Source organism: Allosphingosinicella vermicomposti (assembly GCF_003012815.1).
Lineage (GTDB): Bacteria > Pseudomonadota > Alphaproteobacteria > Sphingomonadales > Sphingomonadaceae > Allosphingosinicella > Allosphingosinicella vermicomposti.
In genome coordinates this window covers 131,325-157,158 of the sequence record NZ_PXYJ01000001.1, presented here as the reverse complement: position 1 = coordinate 157,158, position 25,834 = coordinate 131,325, and the positions used below count along the sequence as shown (strand labels likewise).

29 protein-coding genes and 3 tRNA genes are annotated in these 25,834 nt (G+C 62.4%); 20 read left to right on the top strand and 12 right to left on the bottom strand.

All coding sequences use genetic code 11. From position 1 onward, the window contains the following. Nucleotide 1 precedes the first annotated feature (1 nt). The 6 genes from C7I56_RS00790 to C7I56_RS00765 form a co-directional block, all read right to left on the bottom strand. A complete protein-coding gene (locus tag C7I56_RS00790) occupies nucleotides 2-1,822 on the bottom strand; it encodes a response regulator (protein WP_106638661.1) in 1,821 nt (606 codons plus the stop codon). Continuing rightward, nucleotides 1,809-2,687, bottom strand: a complete 879-nt coding sequence (locus C7I56_RS00785) for a CheR family methyltransferase (RefSeq protein WP_245409546.1) — start codon at nucleotides 2,685-2,687, stop codon at nucleotides 1,809-1,811. The genes C7I56_RS00790 and C7I56_RS00785 overlap by 14 nt, the downstream gene beginning before the upstream one ends. Then, entirely contained in the window at nucleotides 2,684-5,776 is a 3,093-nt protein-coding gene (locus C7I56_RS00780; RefSeq protein ID WP_106638659.1) for a response regulator, read from the bottom strand. Before C7I56_RS00780 ends, C7I56_RS00785 begins: the two co-directional genes overlap by 4 nt. 219 nt (nucleotides 5,777-5,995) lie before the next feature. After that, a tRNA-Gly gene (locus C7I56_RS00775) sits at nucleotides 5,996-6,069 on the bottom strand. A 55-nt stretch (nucleotides 6,070-6,124) separates the two neighbouring features. Next, nucleotides 6,125-6,376 (bottom strand): GIY-YIG nuclease family protein, encoded by a 252-nt coding sequence (locus C7I56_RS00770; protein WP_106638658.1) that lies wholly within the window; start codon nucleotides 6,374-6,376, stop codon nucleotides 6,125-6,127. Nucleotides 6,377-6,421: 45 nt separating this feature from the next. Continuing rightward, nucleotides 6,422-6,507, bottom strand: a tRNA-Tyr gene (locus tag C7I56_RS00765). A gap of 128 nt (nucleotides 6,508-6,635) precedes the next feature. Here C7I56_RS00765 and rlmB point away from each other — a divergent pair. Beyond that, nucleotides 6,636-7,379 carry a 23S rRNA (guanosine(2251)-2'-O)-methyltransferase RlmB gene (gene rlmB, locus C7I56_RS00760; RefSeq protein ID WP_106639555.1) on the top strand — a complete coding sequence of 248 codons (744 nt, stop codon included), beginning with the start codon at nucleotides 6,636-6,638 and terminating at the stop codon, nucleotides 7,377-7,379. A 25-nt stretch (nucleotides 7,380-7,404) separates the two neighbouring features. Continuing rightward, entirely contained in the window at nucleotides 7,405-8,274 is an 870-nt protein-coding gene (locus C7I56_RS00755; protein ID WP_106638657.1) for a hypothetical protein, read from the top strand. A gap of 188 nt (nucleotides 8,275-8,462) precedes the next feature. Here C7I56_RS00755 and C7I56_RS00750 read toward each other — a convergent pair whose 3' ends face one another. Further along, nucleotides 8,463-8,780: a 2Fe-2S iron-sulfur cluster-binding protein gene (locus C7I56_RS00750; RefSeq protein ID WP_106638656.1), complete on the bottom strand. Its 318-nt coding sequence runs from the start codon at nucleotides 8,778-8,780 to the stop codon at nucleotides 8,463-8,465. 87 nt (nucleotides 8,781-8,867) lie between these two features. Here C7I56_RS00750 and C7I56_RS00745 point away from each other — a divergent pair, with 87 nt between their 5' ends. Next, nucleotides 8,868-9,485, top strand: a complete 618-nt coding sequence (locus C7I56_RS00745; RefSeq protein ID WP_106638655.1) for a DNA-3-methyladenine glycosylase family protein — start codon at nucleotides 8,868-8,870, stop codon at nucleotides 9,483-9,485. Nucleotides 9,486-9,540: 55 nt separating this feature from the next. Beyond that, a complete protein-coding gene (locus tag C7I56_RS12680) occupies nucleotides 9,541-9,672 on the top strand; it encodes a hypothetical protein (RefSeq protein ID WP_280951937.1) in 132 nt (43 codons plus the stop codon). Between the two features lie 180 nt (nucleotides 9,673-9,852). On the opposite strand, the gene C7I56_RS00740 is transcribed toward C7I56_RS12680, so the two are convergent. Beyond that, nucleotides 9,853-10,176, bottom strand: a complete 324-nt coding sequence (locus C7I56_RS00740) for a hypothetical protein (protein ID WP_106638654.1) — start codon at nucleotides 10,174-10,176, stop codon at nucleotides 9,853-9,855. A 116-nt stretch (nucleotides 10,177-10,292) separates the two neighbouring features. Between C7I56_RS00740 and C7I56_RS00735 the strand changes: the two genes are divergently transcribed. The 3 genes from C7I56_RS00735 (at nucleotide 10,293) to C7I56_RS00725 (ending at nucleotide 12,163) form a co-directional block, all read left to right on the top strand. Beyond that, nucleotides 10,293-10,832 carry a hypothetical protein gene (locus C7I56_RS00735; RefSeq protein ID WP_158702939.1) on the top strand — a complete coding sequence of 180 codons (540 nt, stop codon included), beginning with the start codon at nucleotides 10,293-10,295 and terminating at the stop codon, nucleotides 10,830-10,832. 397 nt (nucleotides 10,833-11,229) lie between these two features. Then, nucleotides 11,230-11,424 carry a hypothetical protein gene (locus C7I56_RS00730; protein ID WP_106638652.1) on the top strand — a complete coding sequence of 65 codons (195 nt, stop codon included), beginning with the start codon at nucleotides 11,230-11,232 and terminating at the stop codon, nucleotides 11,422-11,424. A 262-nt stretch (nucleotides 11,425-11,686) separates the two neighbouring features. Beyond that, a complete protein-coding gene (locus tag C7I56_RS00725) occupies nucleotides 11,687-12,163 on the top strand; it encodes a DUF2721 domain-containing protein (RefSeq protein ID WP_106638651.1) in 477 nt (158 codons plus the stop codon). 4 nt (nucleotides 12,164-12,167) lie between these two features. Here the strand turns inward: C7I56_RS00725 and C7I56_RS00720 are convergent, their stop codons facing one another. From C7I56_RS00720 to C7I56_RS00705, 4 genes are all read right to left on the bottom strand, one after another. Then, on the bottom strand, nucleotides 12,168-12,965 hold the full coding sequence (locus tag C7I56_RS00720) for a pepsin/retropepsin-like aspartic protease family protein (RefSeq protein WP_158702938.1): 798 nt from the start codon (nucleotides 12,963-12,965) through the stop codon (nucleotides 12,168-12,170). A 205-nt stretch (nucleotides 12,966-13,170) separates the two neighbouring features. Next, a complete protein-coding gene (locus tag C7I56_RS00715; RefSeq protein WP_199792300.1) occupies nucleotides 13,171-13,512 on the bottom strand; it encodes a hypothetical protein in 342 nt (113 codons plus the stop codon). A gap of 121 nt (nucleotides 13,513-13,633) precedes the next feature. Then, complete coding sequence (locus C7I56_RS00710; RefSeq protein ID WP_106638649.1) at nucleotides 13,634-14,182, bottom strand: hypothetical protein; 549 nt, start codon at nucleotides 14,180-14,182, stop codon at nucleotides 13,634-13,636. Nucleotides 14,183-14,450: 268 nt separating this feature from the next. Next, nucleotides 14,451-14,747: a hypothetical protein gene (locus C7I56_RS00705; protein ID WP_106638648.1), complete on the bottom strand. Its 297-nt coding sequence runs from the start codon at nucleotides 14,745-14,747 to the stop codon at nucleotides 14,451-14,453. Nucleotides 14,748-15,073: 326 nt separating this feature from the next. Between C7I56_RS00705 and C7I56_RS00700 the strand changes: the two genes are divergently transcribed. The 13 genes from C7I56_RS00700 (at nucleotide 15,074) to C7I56_RS00640 (ending at nucleotide 25,831) form a co-directional block, all read left to right on the top strand. Next, nucleotides 15,074-15,685, top strand: coding sequence for a YceI family protein (locus C7I56_RS00700; protein ID WP_158702937.1), 612 nt, complete (start codon nucleotides 15,074-15,076; stop codon nucleotides 15,683-15,685). Between the two features lie 195 nt (nucleotides 15,686-15,880). Next, the gene (gene argC / locus C7I56_RS00695) at nucleotides 15,881-16,903 is read left to right on the top strand and encodes an N-acetyl-gamma-glutamyl-phosphate reductase (protein ID WP_199792299.1); all 1,023 of its coding nucleotides are present in this window, start codon (nucleotides 15,881-15,883) and stop codon (nucleotides 16,901-16,903) included. Continuing rightward, nucleotides 16,900-18,060, top strand: coding sequence for a bifunctional glutamate N-acetyltransferase/amino-acid acetyltransferase ArgJ (gene argJ, locus C7I56_RS00690; protein WP_106638645.1), 1,161 nt, complete (start codon nucleotides 16,900-16,902; stop codon nucleotides 18,058-18,060). Before argC ends, argJ begins: the two co-directional genes overlap by 4 nt. Continuing rightward, entirely contained in the window at nucleotides 18,057-18,923 is an 867-nt protein-coding gene (argB, locus tag C7I56_RS00685; RefSeq protein ID WP_106638644.1) for an acetylglutamate kinase, read from the top strand. Before argJ ends, argB begins: the two co-directional genes overlap by 4 nt. Further along, entirely contained in the window at nucleotides 18,920-19,801 is an 882-nt protein-coding gene (argF, locus tag C7I56_RS00680) for an ornithine carbamoyltransferase (RefSeq protein WP_199792298.1), read from the top strand. The genes argB and argF overlap by 4 nt, the downstream gene beginning before the upstream one ends. Continuing rightward, nucleotides 19,798-20,274: an arginine repressor gene (argR, locus tag C7I56_RS00675; RefSeq protein ID WP_106638642.1), complete on the top strand. Its 477-nt coding sequence runs from the start codon at nucleotides 19,798-19,800 to the stop codon at nucleotides 20,272-20,274. The genes argF and argR overlap by 4 nt, the downstream gene beginning before the upstream one ends. Nucleotides 20,275-20,408: 134 nt before the next feature. Further along, on the top strand, nucleotides 20,409-22,190 hold the full coding sequence (locus tag C7I56_RS00670) for a TadE/TadG family protein (RefSeq protein ID WP_106638641.1): 1,782 nt from the start codon (nucleotides 20,409-20,411) through the stop codon (nucleotides 22,188-22,190). Next, entirely contained in the window at nucleotides 22,190-22,792 is a 603-nt protein-coding gene (locus C7I56_RS00665) for a TadE/TadG family type IV pilus assembly protein (RefSeq protein WP_106638640.1), read from the top strand. Before C7I56_RS00670 ends, C7I56_RS00665 begins: the two co-directional genes overlap by 1 nt. Next, a complete protein-coding gene (locus C7I56_RS00660) occupies nucleotides 22,774-23,487 on the top strand; it encodes a TadE/TadG family type IV pilus assembly protein (protein ID WP_245409545.1) in 714 nt (237 codons plus the stop codon). Before C7I56_RS00665 ends, C7I56_RS00660 begins: the two co-directional genes overlap by 19 nt. Before the next feature lie 43 nt (nucleotides 23,488-23,530). Beyond that, nucleotides 23,531-23,857 (top strand): polyhydroxyalkanoic acid system family protein, encoded by a 327-nt coding sequence (locus C7I56_RS00655; RefSeq protein WP_106638638.1) that lies wholly within the window; start codon nucleotides 23,531-23,533, stop codon nucleotides 23,855-23,857. Nucleotides 23,858-24,028: 171 nt separating this feature from the next. Then, nucleotides 24,029-25,339, top strand: coding sequence for an FAD-dependent oxidoreductase (locus C7I56_RS00650; RefSeq protein ID WP_106638637.1), 1,311 nt, complete (start codon nucleotides 24,029-24,031; stop codon nucleotides 25,337-25,339). A 93-nt stretch (nucleotides 25,340-25,432) separates the two neighbouring features. After that, nucleotides 25,433-25,509: transfer RNA gene (locus C7I56_RS00645), tRNA-Pro, on the top strand. A gap of 97 nt (nucleotides 25,510-25,606) precedes the next feature. Continuing rightward, nucleotides 25,607-25,831 (top strand): hypothetical protein, encoded by a 225-nt coding sequence (locus C7I56_RS00640; RefSeq protein ID WP_106638636.1) that lies wholly within the window; start codon nucleotides 25,607-25,609, stop codon nucleotides 25,829-25,831. Nucleotides 25,832-25,834: the final 3 nt, after the last annotated feature.

Here is a 25,834-nt window from a genome sequence, read left to right as displayed (position 1 = left end):
TTCACGCTGCCGCGTCGATCGCAACTGCATCGACAAGGTTTGCCATGCTTTCGAGCAGCAGTTCCGGATTGAACGGCTTGGTAAGGATCGGCACGTCGGCGAAATCGCGCGGAAGGTGCTCCGGCCCGTAGCCGCTGACAAACAGGAACGGCACATTCCGTTGCGTGAGCGCGGCGGCGACTTCATCAACCGCCTGCCCCTGTAAATTGCCGTCAAGCAACGCGCCATCCAGCGCCGTTTTCCCGATGATGCGCAGGGCGTCTTCTGCCGTGGCGGCAGGCCCCACCGCCTCCACCCCCGCGTCATGGAGCAGCGACAGCAGATCGAGCGCGACGAGCGGCTCATCCTCGATCACCAGGAACCTTTTGCCCTGAACGATCCCTGCTCTGACCGGCGCCGATGTGATTTGCGGCGCAATGCGATCCTCACCCGCATCCAGCGCGATATTGCCCTCATAAGGAAGTGTCAGCCGCCAATGCAGGCCGTCCGGATCGTAGCTGGCCTGCGCGATGCCGCCCTCGGCCTTCAGGCTGCGCTCGATCAGGGACGTGCCAAAGCCGCGGCGCGACGGCGCGGCGACAGCTGGCCCGCCCGTTTCGACCCAGTCCATGTCCAGCTTATTATCCGCCAATGTCCAATTCAGGCGGACGTTGCCCTGATCATTGGACAGCGCGCCATATTTGATCGCGTTCGTAAACAGCTCGTGCAGGACGAGTGCGAGATGCAAGGCCGGTTCGGGGTCAAGATCCACCGCTGGCCCGCCAATGTGCAGCCGCGACGGGTCGATCGTGCCAAGCTGCACCTGCCCATCGACCAGTTCGCGCAGCCGTGCGCCCTTCCATGTCGTCGCACTCAGCAGCGAATGGGCGGCGGCAAGCGCGTGAATGCGCCCCATGAAAGTCGGCGCGAAATCATCGGGTCCGGCCGAATGCTTGAGGGTCTGCGCCGCGATCGCCTGGACCGAGGCCAGGGTATTCTTCACGCGGTGGTTGAGCTCTCCGATCAGCAGGCGCTGCGTCTCTTCAGCCTTCTGCCGTTCGGTGACGTCCAGAATCTGCGCGTTGACCGAAACGAGCGTACCGACGGGGCTCAGCAAGGCCGAGCAATACCATTCGCTCGCAATCGGGCTGCCGTCCTGGTGGCGGGCGCGGAACGTCTCGACCCGGCGGCGCTCGGCGGCCTCCCCGATTTCGCGGATGCAGCGTTCGAGCGCATGGATCTCGTCTTGCGGCAACCAGGGCAGTTCCGCTGCGGGCAAGCCAAGAACATCGGCGGCGGGCCAACCGAATAGACGCTCGGCCCCCTTTGACCAGCTGATGATCCTGAGGTCCGGTCCGAATTCGACCACGGCCAGCGGTGAATTGTCGCCATGCGCCTGGATGCGGGCCAGCGCCGATGCCAGATCGTCGCGCTGGCTGGCAATTTCCTGCCGCTGCCGCGCAAGCTCGACAAAGATATCGACTTTATTGCGCACCACCTGCGGATCGACAGGCTTGAGCAGATAATCGACCGCGCCCGCTTCATAGCCCCGAAACCGGCGGCGTTCATCAGTGGCGACCGCGGTGAGGAAGATGATCGGCACTCGGCGCGTCCGCTCGGTCCCGCGCATCAACTCGGCAAGCTCGAAGCCGTCCATGCCCGGCATCTGAACGTCGAGCAAAGCAAGCGCGACATCGTGGACGAGCAGCAGTTCCAGCGCCTCCGCGCCCGACCGCGCCCGGAGCAGGTTGACCCCTTCCTGCGCAAGCAGCGCCTGCAGCGCATCGAGATTCTTGTCGACATCGTCGACCATCAGCAGCTTCACCGGATCAAGCGGCTTCATGGTCGGCCTCCTGTTGATCCAGGCGCCGCCCGGCGGTGCGCCGGTAGATCTTTTCGCCGGGATCGAAATCCGCGAAGCAATCCGAATAGCGGGAAAAACGCAGATTTTCCTTGGACCCGAGGCCCAGGAACCCGCCGCGCACCAGCGCGTCGCCGAACAGACCCAGCGCGCGATCCTGCAGCGTGCGGTCGAAATAGATGAGCACGTTGCGGCTGGATACGAGCTGCATTTCCGAGAACACCTCGTCCGACGCCAGATTATGCTCCGCGAAGACGGCGCGGCGGCGAAGGGACTTGTCGAAGACGATGCGGCCGTAGCCGGCGGTATAATGGTCCGAAAGCGACGTCCGCCCGCCCGACGCCTGATGATTGGCCGTGAAGAGCGGAACCCGCTCGAGGTCGTAAACACCAGCCTCCGCTTTCTCGAGCGCAGCGGGGTTGATGTCGGTGCAATAGAAAAGCGTTCTGTCCTCCAGCCCCTCTTCACGGAAGAGAATGGCGAGGGAATAGAATTCCTCACCATTGGCGCAGCCTGCAATCCACACTTTAAGCGAGGGGAAGGTTCGCAGGTGGGGAACCACGTGCTCGCGCAGCGCCCGGAAATAGGCCGGGTCGCGGAACATCTCGCTCACCTGGATCGTGAGATAACCCATCAGCTGCCAGAACATGCCCGCGTCCCGCAGCATCCGGTCCTGCAAGGCCGACAGGCTCGCACATCCAAAATGCTGCCGCGCCCGTTCCAGGCGACGCTGCAGCGACCCGCGCGAATAGCCTCGAAAATCATAATGATAACGCTGCCGGATCGCCTCCAGCAACAATTCGGTTTCGATGTCTGCTACGGGATCCATCCCGTCCGCTTCGATCATCGCGGCATCCACACCCGGACCAGCGACAGCAACTTATTCACGTCGAGCGGTTTGGCCAGATAGTCGTTGGCGCCTGCCGCCAGACATTCCTGCTGATCGCGCGCCATCGCTTTGGCGGTGAGCGCGATGATCGGCAGATCCTGCCATTGCGGCTGATCGCGTATCGCCCGGGTTGCCGCAAGTCCGTCCATTTCCGGCATCATCACGTCCATCAAGACCAGTTCGACCGGCGCGCCGCTGTTCCCGGCAACCTCCAGAGCGGTAAGCGCTTCGCGGCCATTGCGGGCGATCTGCACCTTTGCGCCATGCGGTTCGAAGATGCTGGTGAGCGCATAGACGTTCCGTATGTCATCTTCGACGACAAGGATGTGGCGGCCGTCCAGAGCCGCGTCGCGGTTGAGCGCCTTCGACAGCAATTTCTGTTGCGGCTCGGGAAGGTCCGACACCACCTGATGAAGGAACAGCGTCACTTCGTCGAGCAATCGCTCAGGGGACTTCGCGCCCTTGACGATGATCGACTTGGAATAGCGCCTCAAACGCAACTCTTCATCCTGCGACAAATCGCGGCCGGTGTAGACGATGACCGGCGGGAAACCGACGCTCTCGTCCATGCTGAGCTTCTCGAGCAGGTCGAGGCCCGGCATGTCCGGCAGGTTGAGGTCGAGGACCATGCAATCGAACGTTTCGGCACCCAGCCGGTCCAGGCATTGGGCGGCGCTGTACGCGTCGACCGTCTCGACTTCGCGGGACGCCAGCAACAGCCGGATGCTTTCGGCCTGTTGGGTGTCGTCTTCGACCACCAGCACGCGGCGCATGCGCTGCGCCATATGGGCTTCCAGCCCCTCTAGCAGGTCGATCAACTGTTCGCGGCGCACCGGCTTGAACATGTAACCGATGGCTCCGGCCGCAAGCGCGATCTGACTGTTGTCGTCGACGGACACGACGTGAACCGGAATGTGCCGGGTGCGCGCATCGCGCTTGATACGGTCGAGCACCGACAGGCCGGTATGATCGGGCAGGTTCATGTCCAGGATCACGGCGTGGGGCAGATATTGCCGCGCCATCAACGCGCCCTCGTCCGCCGTCTCCGCGATCAAACATTCAAAGCCGGATTCATGGGCAAGATCGTAAAGGATGCGGGCAAAGGCGGGATCGTCCTCGACGACGAGGAGCACGCGGCTGTCGCCCGTCAACCGCTCGCGATCATCCTCCAGCGCGTTGCGACGCTTCGGCGCCGGACTGGCTGCAGGCGCCACGCGCGTTTCGGCGAGAACTGGCATGGTCGCGGGCCGGGCCGGTTCGACTGCTTCCGGATCGTAAGTCTCAGGCAGCAGCAGCGAGAAGGCACTGCCCTTCCCCTTCGTGCTTTCCAGACGGACTTCGCCGCCAAGCAGGCGAGCCAGCTCGCGCGAGATTGAGAGACCAAGGCCGGTTCCGCCATATTTGCGGCTGATCGTCCCATCGGCCTGGCGGAAGGCTTCGAAAATCACCTGTTGCTGTTCGGGCGCAATGCCGACGCCGGTATCGCGCACGGTGAAGGCCACGCGGCCATCGCCCGATGGCCCGACGCTCAGCACGATTTCACCCGCTTCGGTGAACTTCACCGCGTTGGACAGGAAGTTGCGGAGCACTTGCTCGATCCGCTGCGGATCACTCTCGAAATCGTCCGGCGCCCCCGGCAGCGTCTCGACCCGAAGGTCCAGCCCCTTGGCCGTCGCACCCGCCGCAAAGGCATCGCGCAGCTTTTCAACCATCGGGGGAATCCGAATGCGCCGGGGCTGCAATTCAAGCTTACCGGCCTCGATCTTCGAAATGTCGAGGACGTCGTTGATGAGCGCGAGCAAATCGTTGCCGCTTGTCTCGATCGTCTCGGCATATTTGACCTGATCGGCGGTGAGCGTAGCCTCGCGATCGTCGGCCAGAAGGCGGGCCATGATGAGCAGCGAGTTGAGCGGCGTGCGCAGCTCGTGGCTCATATTGGCGAGGAATTCGGACTTGTAACGGCTGGCCTGTTGAAGCTCGCGCGTCTGCTGCGTCAACGCGGCCTGCGCGCGGGAAAGGTCGTCACGCTGTACCTCGAGCGCCTGTGCCTGCTCTTCAAGCTGAGCGTTCGATTCCTCGAGCTCGGCCTGTTGCTGCTCAAGCCGTGCCTGCGATTCCTGCAGCGCCTGGCTCTGAACCTCCAACTCCTCATTGTTAGCGCGAAGCTCTTCGCCCTGCACCTGCAATTCCTCGGCCTGCGCCTGGGTTTCTTCCAGAAGCTCTTGCAATTGCGCGCGATATTTTGCCGATCGCACGGAGATGCCGAGCCCCTCGGAAATACGAGACAGCAGTTCGGCAGCTTCAGGGTTGGCGCGATTGAAGCCCAATTCGATCAACGTATTGGCATCGCCCTCCACAACCGCCGGTGCGATGATGAGATGGCGCGGAGCGGACTGCCCGAAGGCGGAACCGAAGGTGAGATAATCGTCCGGCACCGTGTCGAGAATGAAGGTCCGGCCCTCGCTCGCCGCCTGACCGAGCAGGCCGTCTTCGGGCCGGATGAGGACCGGCATGGGTGAATCGGCGGGTACGCCATAGGTGGCCTGCCTCCGGAAACCCTCGCCATTGCGAACGAAGATCGCACCCGCCTGCGCGCCGAGATAGTCGACCAGGAAATTAAGCGCATTGCGCCCCAATTGCTCCACGGGCTGCTCGCCGCCCACGGCATTTGCGAGCCTCACCTGGCCAAGTTGCAGCCATTCCTCTTTCCGAATTGCCAGCCGGTTGCGGACGAAAAGATAACCAACGCCGCCCAGAACCCATGCCGTCAGCACGCCAAGCATGCGATTGACCTGCGCGACTTCAGGATCGACCCCGGTGGGGGCGAGGTTGAATCCAATGACCGTTAAAAGCGTCGCAATCGCCGAAACGGCGACAGGTGTGATCGGTCGCGACGACAAATAAGCGAGAACCGTCGGAAGAAGGTAGACCACCCATATCGCGGTGCCCAATGGGAGAAGGAGGTCGGCCGTAAACGGTCCTGCAAGCAACAGGGCAATCGCGCCGTAAACGAGCGGCTCGTTCTTCGATCCAGCTGAAAGGGACATCCAAAAACTCGGATAAGGTGGGGACAAGCGAGAGGGCGTTATCACGAAACCCTCCCGCAAGTTCAACCTTCGATCTGCCTTTTTGGGTCCATCGCGAAACAGCCATTTCAATTTACGGCTAATTGCTTAGCCCCAGAACGCGCCTTCCCGCATAGCGTTTGCGGATGCGTGGCGGGCTTTCGCGCAATCTATATTCAGGATTTTTAGGAAGGGCGAGGCTGGAGCGGGTAAGGGGAATCGAACCCCTCTAGCTAGCTTGGAAGGCTAGAGCATTACCACTATGCTATACCCGCCCTGCTGCGCCAAGGCTTCGCAGGGCAGGCCCTGCTGGTAGCGCGGACATCTGCACTAATGGGCAGGCCTTGTCCAGAAGTGTCTTTTTGCAAAAGCGTGACCGGAGCCATGCTTCAAATAAGCTTCGAACGCGCGCGCACTTTGCTCATGTTGAAACGCAATATATGTCACCAGCTGCCACGGAATGAGCCTTTTGGTGTGCGATGATTCCCCGGCATTATGCTCCGCCAAACGGCGCTTCAAATCATTGGTGCAGCCGACATAGCGGGCTCCACCGGCGCCTTCGATCAAATAAACATAATGCATGGATCAGGACCTGTCCTGCGTAGCTCCGCAAGGAGCGAAGCAGGATGGTGGACAGGGCTGGATTCGAACCAGCGTACGCTCACGCGGGCAGATTTACAGTCTGCTGCCTTTAACCACTCGGCCACCTGTCCATGGTGCCTCAAGATAGGAAGGCGCCACATGGCGAAAGGGCGCCGCGCTGTCAACGCGCCACGCACGATTAAATCGCGCTTTTTGCATCATGCTTGCCTTGGCGCGCGGGCAAGGCCATTGGAAACCCATGCGCCGTAAAGCCCGTCAAGCCACCAATCCGCAGAATCGTCCCCGCTTTTGGGGTCGCCACGCCGTCTCCGCCGCCCTCGCCAATCCGGAGCGGCGCATCATCCGCGTTTCGGTTACGCGTGAGGCTGCGGTCGATTATGATTTCGATCCTGCTACCCCCGTCACTTATGCCGACGCCGCCGATCTTGGCCGCCTGGTGCCGAAGGACGCGCCGCATCAGGGGATCGTCGCGGAAGTGGAGAAGCTGCCCGACATCTGGCTCGGCGATCTGCTCGACGAGGCGGAGGAGGGGCGGCCACTCCTCGTCCTCGATCAGGTGACCGACCCGCACAATGTCGGCGCGATCCTACGCTCGGCCGCAGCCTTCAACGCGCTCGGCATCGTGACGCAGGACCGGCATGCGCCGCCCGAATCCGGAGCGCTTGCCAAGGCGGCGAGCGGCGCGCTGGAGACCGTGCCCTGGGTGCGCGTCGTCAATCTCGCCCGCGCGCTGGAGGAAATCGCGGAAGCAGGCTTCTGGCGGGTTGGCCTCACCGGCCACACCAACACTTTCCTCGCCGACGCTTTGGGGCCGAAAAAGATCGCGCTTGTCCTTGGCGCGGAAGGCGAAGGGATGCGGCAGAATACGCAGACGCATTGTGACGCGCTCGCCAAATTGCCGATCAGCGACCGGATCGAAAGCCTCAACGTATCAAATGCGGCCGCCATTGCCCTCTATGCCGTTGCCGCTCATAAGGGCTGAAACAACGCAAAGAGGGGGCGTTATCATGAAGATGTTCAAGGCTCTGGCGGCGGGCGCGGTGGCGCTTGTCCTCACCGGGTGTCAGTTCCTGACTCCGGGCAATTACGATGCGGCGATGACGATTCGTAAGGATGGCAGCTTCACCTATCGTTATACTGGTGAGATCCAGTTCCTGACCCAGTTCGGCATCATGCAGCAGGTGGCCGCCAAGGAAGCGGCGGACCGCGCGGCGGAAACCTTCAACCCGGATAATGAAATTTGCTTTACGGAAGCAGACGAGGACGGGAATTCGGACACCCGCCCCTGCAGCGAGGAAGAGCTCGCGCAGAAGCGTAAGGATTGGGAGGCCGAAAAGACGGCCCGGGTCGAGCAGGATAAGAAAACCTTCGAAACGATGAAGGCGATGTTCGGCGGCCTCGACCCCTCCGACCCGGCGACAATGACCGAATTTGCCCGCCGCATACAGCTGCAAAAGGGGTGGAAGAAGGTCTCTTACAGCAACAAACCAGGCATATTCGACGTCGAATATGAAATTTCCGGCCAGATCGACCGCGACTTCATCTTTCCGGTTTTCGACGGCGTGAACATCATGGCGCCCTTCGTCCAGGCCGCGCGCCGCACGGATAACAAGGTGCGTGTTTCCGCCCCCGCTTTCGTCCAATCCCAGGAAGGGGAAATGACTGGAGCAGTGGTCAATATCGCGATGGCGGAAATGATGAAGGATGGCGCCGGCGTGATGAAGCAACCCAATGGCACGTTCACGCTGACGACAGATGCCGAAATCCTCACCAACAATACGGATGAGGGCCCCGTGACCAAGGCCGGTCTAAAGACGCTGACTTGGAAAACCGGCCTGTTCGACAAGGGTATTCCAGACGCCCTGATCGGCCTTTAAACCGGTCTCCAAATGCCCTTCCCCCGCTAGTCCTGAGCCTGTCGAAGGACGGCACCAGCGTGCACCGTCCTTCGACAAACTCTGGACTAGCGGGGTGGAAATGACTGAGCGTTAAAGCGCAAGCTGCCCGGGCCGGCCTGCCTGCGTTGGCCGCTCAATCCGGCCCTTGCCGGACAATTCACCTGGCCTCAATCCTCCGGAGCAATGGTGACCCGCAGGCCGTCGAGCTCCGGGCCGAAGATCAGCTGGCACGACAGCCGGCTCGTCGGTCCCTTATGATCCGAACTGTCGAGGAGATCCTCCTCATCGCCGCTCCGCGCGGGCAATTTGTCGGCCCAGTCCGGATCAACCTGAACATGGCAGGTCGCGCACGAACAGCAGCCGCCGCACAGGGCAAGAAGCTCGTCGATACCCGCCTCGCGGATCACTTCCATGACATTGTAACCCGCTCGCCCTTCGACGACATGTTCCGATCCGTCACGGGTAACGATGGTGAGTTTCGGCATCCGTTGTCCTTTTAGCGCAAGAAACGGGAGCGCATCCCGGCGCGTCTATGCTAGGCGGGCCCGGTCAAATCAAGCGAGGCGAGGTCAGTGGGGATTTCTGCGGAACGATTGAAGGAATCGCTGGATGCGCTGGCGGGGATCGAGCCCGCCTTTGGGCGAGTCATCGCGTCTATCGGCTATCCCGAACCCCGGATCAGTGCCCCCGGCTATGTGACATTGCTGCGAGCGATTGTCGGGCAGCAGGTCAGCATCAAGGCAGCCGCCGCGATCTGGAACAAGCTCGACGCCGCGGTCGGCGGTGCCGACGATCCCGCGCGTGTCGCCGCTGCGAGCGAGGAGACGCTTCGCGGCGCGGGCTTGTCCCGGATGAAGGCACTTTACGCGCATAGCCTGGCCGACGAGGTGCTTTCGGGTCGCCTCGACCTCCTCAACCTGCCCGCCGACGATGAGGAGGCAATCGCCAAGCTCGTAAAGGTCAAAGGCATTGGCCGCTGGTCGGCGGAAATCTATCTGCTGTTCGCGGAGGGACGCACCGACATGTGGCCCGCTGGCGACTTGGCCGTCCAGATCGAGATTGGCCGCATCCTCGGCCTTCCCGAAAAGCCCACGGAAAAAGCGGTGCGTAATCTTGCCGAACCTTGGCGCCCGCATCGCGGCGCGGCGGCGATCCTCAGCTGGCATCATAGGCACGTCGTCCCGATCTAGGGTTTAGTCGATTGCGGGGTTGAACTTTTCGCCGGCAAAAAGTAGGGGCGCGGCCATGACAGAATTTGCGCTTTTCGGTCTCGCGGCGCTCGCCGTGGCGGCACCTTTTGCCGCTTACGAGCTTTTTTCGCGGCACCAGTACAATAAGCGGCAGGCGATCGCCCGCCGCCGCAAGGATCGCGTCTAAGGCTTATCGGGTCTTACCCTTTGTCATCGAACCGCAACCGCCGTCCTCTACGGCTGGGTGCGAGGAGATGAACGATGGCTAGTATCGCACCACGATCCGGATCATTGTCCCGCGGGGGCTGGCCCCTGTTCGGGCGCATGCTCATGTGGGCCGTCCGCAACGCGCGTTGAGGTTTGGCGTTCAAGCCTTGAGCGCGCACGCCACGGTCGAGGCCGATACGACTTCGAAAATCTCGGTATCGTTCACCGCTCGCACGCGGTCGATGAAGCGCGCCACGGTCAGGCGGCGCTTGTCGCCTTTTAGATCGTCGGCAAGGTTCGAAATCTTGTTCAGCTGAAACACGGTCAGCCGGTCCGTCCAGCGTTCCGCCATGCACTCCGCCATCGGCCGCGACAGGCCCGCTTCCGACAGCCGCGTCGCAACGCGGCCTTCGAACGGCTGGGCGCAGGATGCGATCAGCGCGAAGGGCACAAGATAGGCAATCGACCGGGCTCGGCGCATCATCGGCTCCAAAGATCATGGCACGGCCTCGTCCATCGGCCGTTTGTGGTTTAAGACCCGCACCATTAACCGGTTCGTCACGCGCGCCAAGCCCCGTGCAACCGTCAAAGGGAGAAGTTATGAACCTGTCGCGTCATCTGCTGCTCACCGGCGCCGCCCTCGCCGCCGCAGCCTGTGTTCCAAAGCCCGAAGCCCCTGCCCCACGGCCGGCGCCGCCCCCTGTCCCGCCCCCCCCGCCCGCACCGGCGCCGCCACCCGCCGCGCCGCAAAATTGGGCGGACATTCCATTGACGCCGGGCACATGGTTCTACCGCGATCAGGGCGCGACATCCGCCGCCATGTTCGGCGTGCCCGCGAGCGAGGGGCAGTTCACGGTGCGCTGCGACAAGGCCAGCGGCCGGATCGCATTGGAACGGGAGGGGGCGGCAACCTCGCCCGCCCTCGCCATCCGCACATCCTTCACCGTGCGCAGCCTGCCCGCGACCGTGGCGCAGGATCCGATGCCCCGCACGGCGGCCTCGCTCGCCGCGCAGGATCCCCTGCTCGACAGCATGGCGTTCAGCCGCGGGCGCTTTTCGGTGGAAGCGGCGGGCCTGCCGATGCTGATCCTCCCGGCCTGGCCCGAAGTCGCCCGGACGGTCGAAGACTGCCGAAGATGAAGGGAGCGCCATCGCGCCGCGCGGCATGTGGAGCCTGACCGGCATGGCGGTCCGGATTTGGCGCGAAGCGATGAATCTTATCGGGAATTTAGTTTCGAACAAGTCTTGATCGGCGACTCGACCCGAATCATATTCGTCTCATCTTCAACGAGCGAAAGGAGGTGATCCGATGTCTCATGGTTCAGCTAAGAGGTCGGTTCGGTTCGTTCGGGAGACGGAGGCTTAAGGCCTTCTTTCATTCTCCCGGGCTGGAGCCTCTCCGGCCGCTGACCATGTTGGAAGGGTCGTCAGGCTGAGGTCTGGCGGCCCTTTCGCTTGTCTGGAAGAGGTGGTGCTCGGGAACCGGCGCGCAATGCAGACGTTCGTTCCGCCATCACAATCATCAGGGAGATTGACGATGGACGAACGCCCCCGCGAGGAAAATGTCACCGTGGTCGAAACGCGCAGCGGCGGAGGCGGCGGCACGATCGCCCTGATCGTGCTTGTCCTGCTCGTTCTCCTCGCACTCTTCCTGTTCCGCGACAGTATCTTCGCCGGCGCGGATACGCCCGAAAAAGTGGATGTCGAGATCACGACCACCAACGGAGGCTGATCGCCGCCGCAGGTGCGGTGCGTACTGGATCGTCCTTCGACAAGCTCAGGACTAGCGGCGGCGTGGATAAGGGGAAGCCGATGACTCCACCCGCAAGGGCTGAGCTTGTCGAGGCCGGTTCACCCCCACCAGTCCGTGGGGAAATACAGCCTACCCCAACCCCGCCAGGGCTGAGCCTGTCGAAGCCCGGTCCACCCCACCAGCCGCGAAAAGCAAGAACACAGATTGACGCCCCCGTGACGGCCCCGCATGGTCGCGCCTAATGACCGACGTTATCGACGCCAACATCTCGCAGATCGCGCATATCATCCAGCTCGCCGTGGCACCGGTTTTCCTGCTCGCCGGGATCGGCAGCATCCTGAACGTGCTTGCCCATCGCCTTGCCCGCGTCGTCGATCATGCGCGGCGGATCGAGGCGCGCGTGCCGGAGGAGACGGGCGAATTGCGCGCGGCCGATATCCGCGCCCTCGCCGTGCTCGACCGGCGCATGGCCTACACCCATTGGGCGATCGGCCTCTGCACTGCGGCCGCCTTGCTCATCTGTCTGGTGGTGGTCGTGTTGTTCGTGGCCGATCTCGTCACGATCAATTTCGCGATCCCCGTCTCATTGCTGTTCATCGCGGCGATGATCAGCCTCACCCTCGGCCTCCTCCTCTTCCTCGCCGAAGTGACGGTCGCCACGCGCCACGTGCGCGTCAACGAACAATTCGTCCTGAAAGGGAAGCCCCGGCACGATTGACCGATCAGGGTAGCAGGATAAGGCGCTTCCCCGGATAATCGACGATAAAGGCTGATCGGCTCTGAAAGGCGTAAGCGCCAAGAAAGCCGATTGCGTCGGGCCGGGCGAAATAGCCGGTTCTGGGCTGTACGATCAGATGGGGTTCACGGATTTCAAGCTGCCCGACCCGAAACGAGGAAGCCTTGACCACGGGAATCCTTATTTCGCCACCGGCACCGCTCGCCGTGAAATGCGTGTAAGGCTCGAGCTTCCCATTCGACGCCTTCAACCTCTCGTAAAATGCTTCTGTGACATTCACGAAACTTGTCGGCCCATCACCTATGGAGGCGCCGGTATCCAGCCGTAATTTGACAGCCTCGCTGTCGATGGCAGCGACAATGCTCGGAATATTGTTGTCGAGCTCGAAAGGCACGATCTCGGCCTTTGAGAGATCGGCAAGCAAGTTCGCCTTCGCCGCGATGCGCACGACACCCCTCGTCCGGTCGAACAGGATTGCATGGTCCTTCAACGCGTCATAGCCGAGGATTCCGGCGATCCGATGCCCGTCCGGCGCCAGAGACCCCGACAGATCGTATGTGGTCGGCTTGAGGTTATGCACCGTGATGCCGCCTATATGGGCCTCGGCCACGTCTACGGATGACGCTTCGATGGTTCCTGCCGATCCCTCCACCTTTGTCGATGCCCCAGCGGGAAGAGCGAGCGCCTGGGAAATGGACGTGTCGAACGCCGAACGGTTAGCGCCCGTATCGACCAAAAACCAATGAGGTCCGCTCGATCCGATATAGCCTTGAATGAAACCCACCGAATTCCGGATCACGCTGGACGGCAATTCTTGGCTTTCCGCCGGTTGAGACGCATTTGCTGGAGCTGGCTGAGTCCCGAAAATGGTCAGCAAAACCACCGCTGAAATTCTGCAAAGTCGATTATTCATGGAAAGCCCCTCCGCCCCGCTACATTAGTAACAGGATGGAGGGGCGCCGTTACAAGGTCAATAGAAGTGAAGGGCCTCAGCGCCGGTAACGCCAGCGATAGCCGTCCCAATAGCGATTGTTGTAATCGGTCCAGCCATTGTTGTTCCACCGGCGGTGGTCACGTCGCCAGTCGCGCGTATCGCGGCGATAGTCGCGGCGATAGTCGCGGCGCGCCTCGCGCATGTCGCGTCGATAATCGCGGCGGGCTTCCCGTACATCGCGGCGGCTGTCGGCACGGCGCACGTCGCGATAATAGTCGCGCTGGGCCTCGCGAACGTCGCGGCGATAGTCGCGATAATCGGAGCGGGGGCTATCCGCCAAGGCTGGCGCCACCGGCATCATCGCGGCGGCGACCGCGGCCAATATCAATTTACGCATCACACTCTCCCGAAAACTCGCCCGCACGGGGCGGACGGGACTAGAAACACGGAGATGATGCCCGATGTTGCATGAACCCAAAACTACGTCCGGTTCATGCAACATCCATATCGGTTAACGCCTATCCGGCGACGGTCAGATCGACCTTTTCCACCCATTCGGGGAAGAATACCGCTTCCCGGTTCGACCAGCCCGGCGCCGTCGCCGCCGCTTCGCTGATCGACTGGAGGAGGAGGCGCCTCCGGTCGGGGTGAAGGTGCGGAAGTGCAGCCGCCGAACAGAAAGCCGCGGGTAGCCACGGCCGCACCGCCGCGCCGATCAACCGCTCGTACAGAAAACGGTAGGACGCGAAATCACTGAGCTTCCCCTCACCCAGATCGAACGCCGTCGCGGTGATGAGCGGGCCCATCATCGGCTCCATCGCATCGAGGCCACTATCGTCTGGCACATGATCGCGGATATGGTCGAGGCGCCGATAGACATGCTCCTGCGCGCGGATGCTCGCCGCTTCGTTGGCATTGCGCGACCAGCGCTTCAGCGCGTCGCGACGATTAAGCCCCACGTCCAGCGAGCGGCGGATATAGCGCTGCGTCGCGGCCGGAAATGTTGCGAACTCCTTCATCTCGACCAGCGCGAGCGTGCCGTCCGCCGGCTTCACCTGTGTACTCATGACCCCACTCCTCTTGCCCTTGGAAAGATCATGGTTCCGCCCGGCTTTCCCGGACATGAATTTGATCTTCCCCGCTCCCAAGGACGAGTGAATCATGCAAAGCCTTAACACGCAATGATTAAATCGCCTGCGAAACAAGGTGAAATTACCCAGTGCCAGGCACATGGAAATGCGGAAAACCGGCCATGCGTGCGGCGTAGAAGAGGTTTGCGGCCCCTTCCACGTCATGAAGTTTTCCACAGTTTTTTGGGGTTCGCGCCGGTAGGCGTCAGTCTGGCGATGGTCGGATAATGGGCTCTGCCTGGTTTTGATCCCGATCGGAATGTCCTGAGTCGCCCTGCCCCTGCTGGCGCTCCTTCTGACCATTTTCCTCTTTGCGGGGTTCGGGCGGTGCGACGGAGGCGGTTTCCATAACGTCCTCGTCAACGAGCTGGCCGTTCCTGCCTTCCATGGCTGTTCTCCTTTCGGATGCATAACGCGTGGAAACGGAATTGGGCGCATCGCTCACGTGTCGCGCAACATCGGCAATGTCGGCGAACGCCTCATCACGTTCAACCTGCCTCATTCATCCGCTGGGTCTGGACCGTCGAAGCGCGGCGCAAGCTGGAACCGTCCTTCGACCAGCTCAGGACTAACGGTTGCGGGCGGGGGCTGTAAGGGTTGGGCAGCTTGGAACGGGCCTATGACTTGGTAGCTCCGCACCCCGCACACCACCCGCTAGTCCGGAGCCTGTCGAAGGACGTTCCAGCCAACACAAGTCCCAACACCCACACCCGAACGGCTGCCGGCCAGCGTTGCGCAATCCGCAACGGATTAATGCATGTGAATAGTCTTTCGCAAAACCGCGCGACCCTTTACGTCCGGCATCATCCATCACCCCTGGAGACATTCATGCGCAAATATCTGATTGCCGCTTCCCTCGTCACGGCCACCATCGCCACCGCCCACGCCACCCAGCAGGCGGCGCCCGCTCCGGCGGCGGAAGCGGTAAAGAGCGGCAGTTACGCGCTCGACAAGAGTCATGTGAAGATCGTGTGGGGCGTCTCCCACATGGGCTTTTCGACCTATTATGGCGAATTCACAGATTTCGACGCGCAGCTGACGCTGGATGGCGCCAATCCGGAAAACAGCAAGTTGAACGTCACCATCGACGTGGATTCGGTCGATACGCATGACGATGCGCTCGACGGGCACCTTAAAAAGGCCGATTTCTTCGACGTCGAAAAATTTCCGAAGGCGACCTTCACCTCGACCAAGGTCGAGCGCACCGGCCCCACCACCGCGACCGTCACCGGCGACCTCAACCTTCACGGCGTGACGAAACCCGTCACGCTGGCCGTCACGCTCAACAAGGCCGCCGACGGCCCGATGACCAAGATCTACACCGCCGGCTTCTCCGCCGAAGGCACGATCGACCGCACTCAGTTCGGCATGAACACCTACGCCCCGGCGCTAGGGTCGGACGTAAAGCTGCTCATTAGCGGCGAATTCAACCTGAAATAAGATGCGGGGCGGAGCCCTCACGCTCCGCCCCTTACTCCGCTCGTCACCCCTTCGTCGCCCCCCCTTCACCCCGCCGCCACCTCCGTCACCCCGGCGAAAGCCGGGGTCTCATGACGAAAAGGGCACCCTTCTCCACGGGATTCCGGCTTTCGCCGGAATGACGCTCTTGCATAATTATGCATGAATGTGCATATTATGCAGATGATCAAAGTCGGCATATTGGGCGCATCGGGTTATGCGGGCGGGGAGCTGTTGCGGCTCTGCGCCGCGCATGGAGCCTTCACGCCCGTTCTTTTCTTCGGCGATAGCCAGGCGGGTGAGACCCTCGCCTCGGTTCATCCCCATCTCGCGCTCGCTTATCCTGATGCGCGGTTTGAGCGGTTCGATCCCGCGCATTTGAAACAGGTCGATCTGCTTTTCGCCTGCATGCCGCACGGGGAATCGCAGAAAATGGCCGCCGACGTGGTGAGGAGCGGCGTCGCTTTCGTGGATCTCGGCGCCGATTTCCGGCTCGACGATGCCGCGACGTTCGAACGCTGGTACGGCGAAGCGCACCAGGAGCCGGACCTGCTCGCCCAGTTCGTCTACGGCCTCCCCGAAATCGCGCGCGACCGGATCAGGGGGGCCAGGCTCGTCGCCGCGCCCGGCTGCTATCCGACGTCCGCGATCCTGGCCCTGAAACCGCTGGTCGATGCGGGCCTGATCGAAAAGACCGGCATCATCGTTGACGCGGCCTCCGGCGTGACGGGCGCCGGGCGCGCCGCGAAGGCAGACACTCATTTCTGCGCCGTGGACGAAAATTTCGCGGCCTACGGCCTCCTCAACCATCGCCACACGGCGGAAATGGAAATGGGCACGGGCGGCGAGGTGCTGTTCACCCCCCACCTTGTCCCCATGAACCGCGGCATCCTCGCCACATGCTACGGCACCGCCCCGCGGGAGATGGATGCGAACGCGCCGCTCGAAGCGCTGAAGGCCGCTTATGCGGATGAGCCCTTCATTCATGTGTCGGACGCGCTTCCCGCGACCAAATGGACGCTCGGGTCAAACGCCGTCCACCTCACCGCCCGCTACGATCCGCGCACCCGCCGCGTCGTCGCCATCGCCGCCCTAGACAATCTGGTGAAGGGCGCCGCCGGCCAGATGATCCAGTGCGCGAACCTGATGCTGGGTCTCGACGAGACCGAAGGCTTACCCTGCGTAGGAGTATTTCCATGAGCGTAACCGCCGCTATAGGTTTCGTCGCCTCCGGTCTTCATGCCGGCATCAAGGCCGCAAAGCACGACATGGCGCTGGTCGCCACGGCCGACGGCCAGCCCGTCACTGCCGCCGCCGTCTTCACCCAGAACAAGTTCGTCGCCCCTCCGGTCGTGGCGAGCCGCGCGCGGCTTGAGGCCAATGGCGGGCGCTGCGCGGCGATCATCGTCAATTCGGGCAATGCCAACGCGGGCACCGGCGAACCCGGCCGCGCGGACGCGGAGGCGATGTGCGCCGCGGCGGCGCAGGCGGTGGGCTGCAATGCCCGGGATGTGCTCGTCTGTTCGACCGGCCTTATCGGCATCCCGCTGCCGATCGACACGATCCTCGTGGCCGTCCCGAAGCTCGCGGCAGGCCTGTCGCCCGGCGGCGCGACCGAAGCGGCGAAGGGCATCCTCACCACCGACACCCAGCCCAAGGAAGTGGTGGTGAAAGGCTCCACCTTCACGCTTGGCGGCATGGCCAAGGGCTGCGGCATGATCGCGCCCAACATGGCGACGATGCTCGCCTTCCTGACGACCGACGCCGATGTCGACCAGGCCGAATTGCAGGCGCTGCTGAAGCAGGCCGTGGACGCCACCTTCAACACGCTGAACGTCGACGGCGCGACCTCCACCAACGACACGGTGATCCTGCTCGCATCGGGCAAGAAGGGCCGTCCCGACATGGAGGAATTCGCGAAGGCGCTCGAAACGGCCTGCATGCAGCTCACCCTCATGATGGCCGCCGATGCGGAGGGCATGACCAAGATCGTCACGCTCAGGGTAACCGTCGCGGCGAGCGATGAGGAAGCGCGGATCGCCGCCAAGTCCATTGCCGAAAACAACCTCGTCAAATGCAGCTGGTATGGCAGCGATCCTTATTGGGGCCGCCTGCTCGGCGCGGCGGGATCGGCGGGCGTCACGTTCAGCATGGAAGGCTGCAGCGTCGCTTATGGCGGCATCCGTGTGGCGCAGGGCGGCGTGGAAATCGATCACGACAAGGCTGCCGTGGCGAAACATATGCAGGGCCGGGACATTCTGATCGAAGTCGGCCTCGGCGTCGGAAGCGGCTCCGCCCGCACGATCGGCATCGATCTTGGCCCGGGTTACATCAAAGAGAATAGCCAGACGTCATGACGCCAGTTCAAACCGCAAACATCCTGGTTCAGGCCCTGCCTTATATCCAGCGCTTCGCCGGAAAATCGGTGGTGGTGAAACTTGGCGGCGCCGCCATCGACAAGGAATTGGACCGCGCCCTTGCGCAAGACGTCCTGCTTCTCCGCAGCGTCGGCGTGCGCTGTGTGCTCGTCCACGGCGGCGGACCGCAGGTGGACGCGATGATGCGCCGCGTCGGCAAGGAGCCGGAATTTCGCGATGGCCTGCGCGTCACCGATGCCGAGACGCTGGAGCTCGTCCGCATGGTGCTGGTCGGCAAGATCAACCGCGATCTCGTCGCCACCATCAACGGCGAAACACGCGAGGAGCCGGTTGCGGTCGGCGTCTCGGGTGAGGATGCCGGATTGCTGACGGTCACGCCGCGCGACAGCTCCCTGGGGTTCGTCGGCGATGTCAGCCACGTCCGCCCGTCCGTGCTTCACCGCCTTCTCGATGAAGGCCTGACACCGGTCGTGTCGACCATCGGCGCGGACGAAAACGGCCAACCCTACAACGTCAATGCCGACGAGGCCGCCCGCGCCATCGCCGTCGCCATGGGCGCGGAAAAGATCGTCTATCTGACCGCGGCGCCCGGCCTGCTTGAGGACAAGGACAATCCCGACACCCTCGTCCCGCGCCTCACGTCGAGCGAGCTCAACGCGCGGATCGAAAGCGGCAGTGTGCAGGGCGGTATGATCCCCAAGCTCCGCGCCTGCGCCGAAGCTGTCGATGGCGGCGTCGACACCGCCCACATCATCGACGGCCGCGTCGCCCATGCGCTGTTGATCGAATTGCTGACCGATGCGGGCATCGGTACGATGGTGAAGAGGGAGAAGAATTGGTGAACCGCCCCGACCTCCTCAGCCTCGCGGATCTCACCCGCGCCGACATCGAAGCGATCCTCGCCCTTTCCGAAGGCGATGCGGGAAAGCCCTTGTCCGGAAAGGGCGTCGCGCTCTTCTTCCAGAAACCTTCGGCGCGGACCCGCAATTCGATGGAGATGGCCGCCGTGCAACTTGGCGGCCACCCCATCTATATCCAGAAGGATGAGCTCGGCCCCGGCACACGCGAAAGTGTCGAGGACGTCGCCCGCACCCTCGCTTGCTATCACGCCATCATCGCCGCGCGCGTCAACGATCACCGCTTGCTGAGCGGCATGGCAGCGGCGACCGACACGCCCGTGCTCAACATGCTCTCGGACACCGATCACCCGCTTCAGGGCCTGGCCGATCTCCTCACCATCCGCCAGCTGCTCGGACGGCTGGAAGGCGCGAAGATCGCTTATGTCGGGGACGCCAACAACGTCGCCCGCTCGCTCGCCGAAGGCTGCGCGCTAATGGGTGCCAAACTCACTCTCGCCAGCCCCGAAGGCTACGGCTTCTCCGCTGCCGAACTGGCCCGTCTGGGCACTGTCCGGCAGGTCGTCGATCCGGTCGAAGCGGTCGAGGGCGCGCAGATCGTTTATACCGATGTCTGGGTTTCGATGGGCCAGGATGGCGAAGCCGCCGAGCGCCAGCGCGCCTTTGCCGCCTATCAGGTCGACGAGGCCCTGATGGCCCGCTCCGCCGATGCTTACTTCCTCCATTGCCTGCCTGCCATTCGCGGACAGGAAGTGTCGGCGGGCGTCATGGACAGTTCGCGCAGCGCCGTCTGGCGCCAGGCGGAAAACCGGATGCACACGGCGCGCGGCGCCATGGCGTGGATCATGGGGCAGGGGCGATGAACGACGTTACGCCAGGCGGCACCGCCCGCGCCCGGCGCCTGCGCGTCATCGCCGAAATCATCGGCGGCAATATCGTCTCGAGCCAGGAGGAAGTGACCGAACGTCTCGCTCAGATGGGCCTCGCCGTCACCCAGGCCACCGTATCCCGCGACCTAGACCATCTCGGCGCGATCAAGGTGCGACAAGGCGGCACGCTTCGCTACGCACTCCCCGGCGACACACCCGCCGCGCCGCCGCCCGGCCGGCTCGAACGGATCTTCGCCGAATGGGTGCTCTCGGTCGAACCGGCGGGCCAATTGCTGGTCCTCAAGACGCCGCCCGGCTCCGCCCATATCGTGGGCCACGCGCTCGATCAGGTTCAGCCCGATGAAATCGCGGGCACGCTTGCGGGCGACGACACTTTGTTCGTGGCGCTCCGCAACGGCGTCAATCCGGATCAGACCGCGTCCAATTTCCGAAGGATGATTGGTTAACGCCAATCGTTGCGCATCCGCATCCAGCGCCTTTTCCCGCCAAAAAATCACCGTTAACCATCTTCTTTCAGCAAGGATTAGGAAGAATGGTGCATGACGCATGATCCGACATGTGTGGGCAGGACATGTAACAAATGAACAAACGCGCAATTTGCAACGCTCGCGATAACAAGCGAACCACCTTCCTGTCGCGTCTCATGCGCGACACGCGAGGGAACACCCTCGCCATCGTGGGCGCGGCCTTTATCCCGCTCACGGCCATGGTTGGTTCCGGCGTCGACCTCTCGCGCGCTTACATGGCCAAGAACCGCCTCCAGAGCGCCTGCGACTCCGCCTCCCTCGCCGCCCGCCGCGTCATGCAGAACGACACGCTGACCGACGATGTCGTCAAGGAAGCCAAGAAGTTCATCAACTTCAACTTCCCGCAGGAAACCTACGGCACGCTCGCCTTCACTCCCGTCGTCACCAAGCCCGCCCAGGGCACCGTCCATATCGATGTCGAGACGCGGATTCCGACGTCGATCATGAAGATTTTCGGCTTCTCCACCTTGCCGCTCGAGGTGTCGTGCGAAGCCTCGCAGAATTTCGTCAACACCGACATCATCCTGGTGCTCGACACCACCGGCTCCATGGCGGGATCGCGCATCGCCGCCCTGCGCGATGCGGTAATGGCGCTTTATACGGAATTGGAGCCGATCCAGACCCAGCTTGAGGCCAATGGCATGCGGCTTCGCTACGGGATCGTGCCTTATTCGAGCAATGTCAGCGTCGGGCATATCGTCAAGGAGATGGAGCCCGCTGGCCAGAAATATATCGCGGACAATTGGTATTATCATTCCCGCCGGCCGATTTATCGGACCTCTACCGTCACAAGGCAGGGCAACACGACGCGCGGCATCTGCCACGGCCAGCAGCGGCTTCGCGATCCGGAAACCGGTTATCCGGCAACGCTGACCGAGACGGTTTGGGCGCGGAGCGGCGGGGCCCAGCGTGACTGCTGGTTGATCGCGTCCACCTTTGCCAATAGTCAGGATGAGCGGGTAAAGACCGACAATGACGGCAACAAGCAGTGGCGCTACGGCATCGTCAACCAGGACGTGCGCGCCTATGTCAGCACCGCTGGCGGAATTCCGACGCCGCACATGGATTCCAACCAACCGAGCGAGTGGCAACATTCGACGTGGAAGGGCTGTATCGAGGAACGCGATACGGTCACCACCATTGCGTCATCGACCCCGGTCCGCCCCGTTCCCGCAGGCGCGCTTGACCTCAACATCGATCTCGTCCCGCAGGATGAAGCCTCAACGTGGCGGCCCTATTGGCCCGAAATCATCTATAATATGGAAAGCAATACGGACGGCTATCCTTATGGATATAATGGCGGCGAAAGCGTAGCTTGCCCGGCAAAGGCTAAACGCCTGCAAAAATGGTCCAAGTCGGACATGCAAAATTATGTCAACGCGCTTGTTGCGCACGGCAACACCTATCACGACATCGGGATGATCTGGGGCGCGCGCCTGATTTCCAGCGGCGGCATCTTCGCATCGGACAATCCCGATAATTACAACAGCATGCCGGTATCGCGCCACATCATCTACATGACCGACGGCGAGCTCGTGACCAATGATTCCTTCTATACCTTCCACGGCATCGAAAACCGCGATCACCGCGTCCGTGGCAATAGCGGCGACAGCCTCACCGTCCGCCACGACAAAAGGTTCCGCATGGCCTGCGATGCCGCAAAGGCAAAGAATGTGTCGCTCTGGGTGGTTGCTTTCGGCACCGGCCTTACCGACTCCCTCAAATTCTGCGCGAGCAGCGAGTCCCAGGCCTTCCGCTCGAACAACCGTGACGAACTGATCGCCAAATTTACGGAGATCGGCAAGAATATCGGCTCGTTGAGGCTCAGCCTCTAATGGCAGGGCGGACGATCATCCGCCGCCTTGCGGGCGATGAACAGGGGGCGACCGCCGTCGAATTCGCGATGGTGCTGGCACCCCTGTGCATCCTCATCCTGGGCCTTTTGGATCTTACCTATCAGGTCTATGTGCGCTCCGCCGTTCAAGGCACTTTGTTTGAAGCCGCGCGCCTTGCCACGGTCGGCAACAAGACAGGCCAAGACATTGACGATCATGTCAAAAGCCGGTTGCAACATTTTAGCGACGACGGCGCGATCCAGATTCACAAGAAAAGCTATTACGACTTTGCCGGCGTCAGAAAGCCGGAAGTGATTACGCAGGATATCGATCCTGTAGGCCAATATAATCCCGGCGACTGCTTCCGCGACGTCAATGGCAACAAAACCTACGATACCGATCGTGGCAAGGGCGGCCTTGGCGGCAGTGACGATATCGTCGATTACGAAATCGTGCTGACCTATGATCGTCTGGTTCCTGTCGGCAGCTGGTTCGGGATGCAGGACAAGATCACCGTCTCCTCGTCCACCCCGCTTCGCAACCAGCCTTTCGCATCGCGCAGCGCCCCTCAGGCGGAGGAAATATGTTTGCCCCAGTCCTGATGCTGCGCCGCCTTTGCAAGTCCAATCGCGGCGTCGCCTATATCGAATTCGCCATGGCTTTGCCCATTTTGCTGATGGCGAGCCTTACGGGCATCGAAGTCGCAAACCTCGTCATGTCTCATCTTCGGGTCAGCAACATTTCGATGATGACCGCGGACAATGCCTCCCGCGTCCGGGATTCGATCGATGAATCCGACGTCGTCGAGCTTTTCGTCGGTGCCCGGACATCTGGCAGTTCGATCGGCTTCACCGAGCATGGCCGGATTATCCTGTCCAGCCTGGAAACGAGCGATGATGGCACCAAGCAGTGGATACGCTGGCAACGCTGCATTGGGCAGAAGAACGTCAATTCGTCCGATGGCCGTCCCATGTCGAAGGCAGGCACGGCCATCATCGACGGCACCGAAGTGCTCGCCGAAAACCGTACCAACCAGAGCGCCGCCCCCAGCCATTGGGAAAAGCAGACCATTACGGGCATGGGGCCCGCTGACCGCCAGATCCAGGCGCCGGGCGGCAGCGCGGTCATGGTTGCCGAAGTCGTCTACGATTATCAGCCGGTCTTCTTCGATAACTGGCTCGGCGATACCGAAATCAAGTCGATCATGGCCTTCAACGTCCGCCAGCGCGCCAACCAGCTCATCCGCAACGGCGGCAAGATCCAGCCCTATAGCTGCAATCGTTTCACTCAGGTCTAAGGGCGGCTTGCGGGGCGGGCCGGAAAGCCGCTAGGCTCGTCCCATGACCCGGCCTCTCGTCATCGACCTCCCTCATTCGCTCGGCACACAGGAAGCGCGGCGGCGCATGGAGGGCGGCGTCGGGAAGCTGTCCAGCCATATCCCCGGCGGCGCGGCGGATGTGCGCCATCATTGGGAAGGCGACAGCATGCATCTTGCCGTCACCGCGATGGGGCAGACGGTCACGACCCGCATCGATGTCGAGGACAAGAAGGTGCACGTCGAACTCGTCTTGCCCGGCATGCTCGGCATGTTCGCAGGGCAGATCGAAGCCTATTTGCGCGGCAAGGGCGGCCAATTGCTGGAAGACAAAACACCGGGCAAAGCCTGACATTTTCCCTCGTCATTGCGAGGAGCCCTGCGACGAAGCAATCCATATGGGCCCCAAGGCTGTGTCTGGATTGCCGCGCTCCGCTCGCAATGACGAAACGCCGATGATTCCAGGCCACTGGAAAGGCCGCCTAAGTCCGGTTACCATCGCCTGACATAACGGGAGACGCACATGCGGCATGTGGCGGTGATCGGTTCGGGCCCGGCGGGCTATTATAGTGCCGAGGCTTTGCAGGGCGCTTTCGGCGGCGACATCCGTATCGACGTGATCGACCGCCTGCCCGTCCCCTACGGCCTTATTCGCTTCGGCGTTGCGCCCGATCATCAATCGATCAAGGCCGTGTCCCGGCGTTATGAAAAGGTCGCCTTGTCCGACAATGTCCGTTTCGCCGGCAATGTCAGCGTCGGCACGGATATCAAGGTCGACGAACTCTTGAATCTCTACGACGCGGTCATCCTCGCGACGGGGGCGCCGCAGGATCGGCCGCTCGACATTCCGGGGAGCGATCTTCCCGGCGTCATCGGATCGGCGGCGTTCGTCGGCTGGTATAACGGCCATCCCGACTTCGCCACCCTCGATCCACCGCTTGACGGCACGGACGCCGTCGTCATCGGCAACGGCAATGTCGCGCTCGACGTCGCCCGCATCCTGGCGAAGACGGAAGACGAATTTGCGGGCTCCGACATTGTCGGCCACGCGCTCGAAGCCCTTAAAAGCTCCGCGATCCGTAACATTTACATCCTCGGCCGCCGCGGCCCGCATCAGATCGCGATGACGCCGAAGGAATTGGGGGAGCTTGGCCACCTCGCCAACGCCGCGCCTCGTGTCGATCCCGCCGATCTGCCGCCCGAAGACGCGGACGCCGCGCTCGAACCGGGCTTGCGCAAATCCGTCGCGCACCTTCGTAATTTTGCGGCGGCTGGAGGCGCCCCCGACAAGGCCAAGACAATCGATTTCGATTTCTTCGCCGCGCCGGTCGCGATCGAGGGTGACGGCCACGCCCAGCGCATCATCGTTGAGCGCACGCACGTCGATGAAACCGGCCGCGCAGCCGGCACCGGCGAAACCTATGCCGTGCCCGCAAGCCTCATTATCAGCTGCATCGGTTATCGCACGCCTGCCATCCCCGGCATTCCTTATGACGAAGCGCTTGGCCGGTTCGCCAATGAAGGCGGCCTGATCGCCGACCGCCTTTATTGCGTCGGCTGGGCGCGACGCGGGCCGACCGGTACGATCGGCACCAACCGGCCCGACGGCTATGACGTGGCGGAAAAGATCGTTGCGGCGCTCGGCCCCGGCGATAGCGGGCGGCAGGGGCGCGCGGGCCTCGACGCGCTGCTCGCCACGCGTGGCGTCGACCTCGTCACATTCCGCGATTGGCAGAAAATCGAAGCGGCCGAAGCTGTCCGCGCCCGGGAAGGCGCACCGCGCGAAAAGTTCACCCGGATCGGCGAGATGCTGGACGCCGCGCGGGGCAATTGAAAAACTCAGGCCAAGCCCGCTTGCATCGGCCCCAACCCGCCCCTATAGGCGTCCACCTGCCTTCCGGTTGGCCCTCGGGTCAGACGCATCGGTCGGGGAGTAGCTCAGCCTGGTAGAGCACTGTCTTCGGGAGGCAGGGGCCGGAGGTTCGAATCCTCTCTCCCCGACCATTTACTTTTCATCGCTCTATTGAACCGTCTCGCGGTGTTGCGCTGACCTGTCGCCCTGCCGCTTGGAACCGCTCCGGCTCGCGTGGTTTGATTTTGCATGAGCACAATCATCAAGATCGAACGTCACGCCATTGCCGGTACACCCTACGAAAATGCGGAGAGCGCGGGCGCCGGATCATCAAACCGGTCGCTCCGCATCATCGCCCTCGCCTTCACCGCACTGGTTATGACAGTGGGCATGACCGAGGCCGCTTCCGACCTTTTCGACAAAGCTGCGGGCGGACGCTATGCCGAAGAGATTTTCCGCGACATGCTCCGCTAGGGC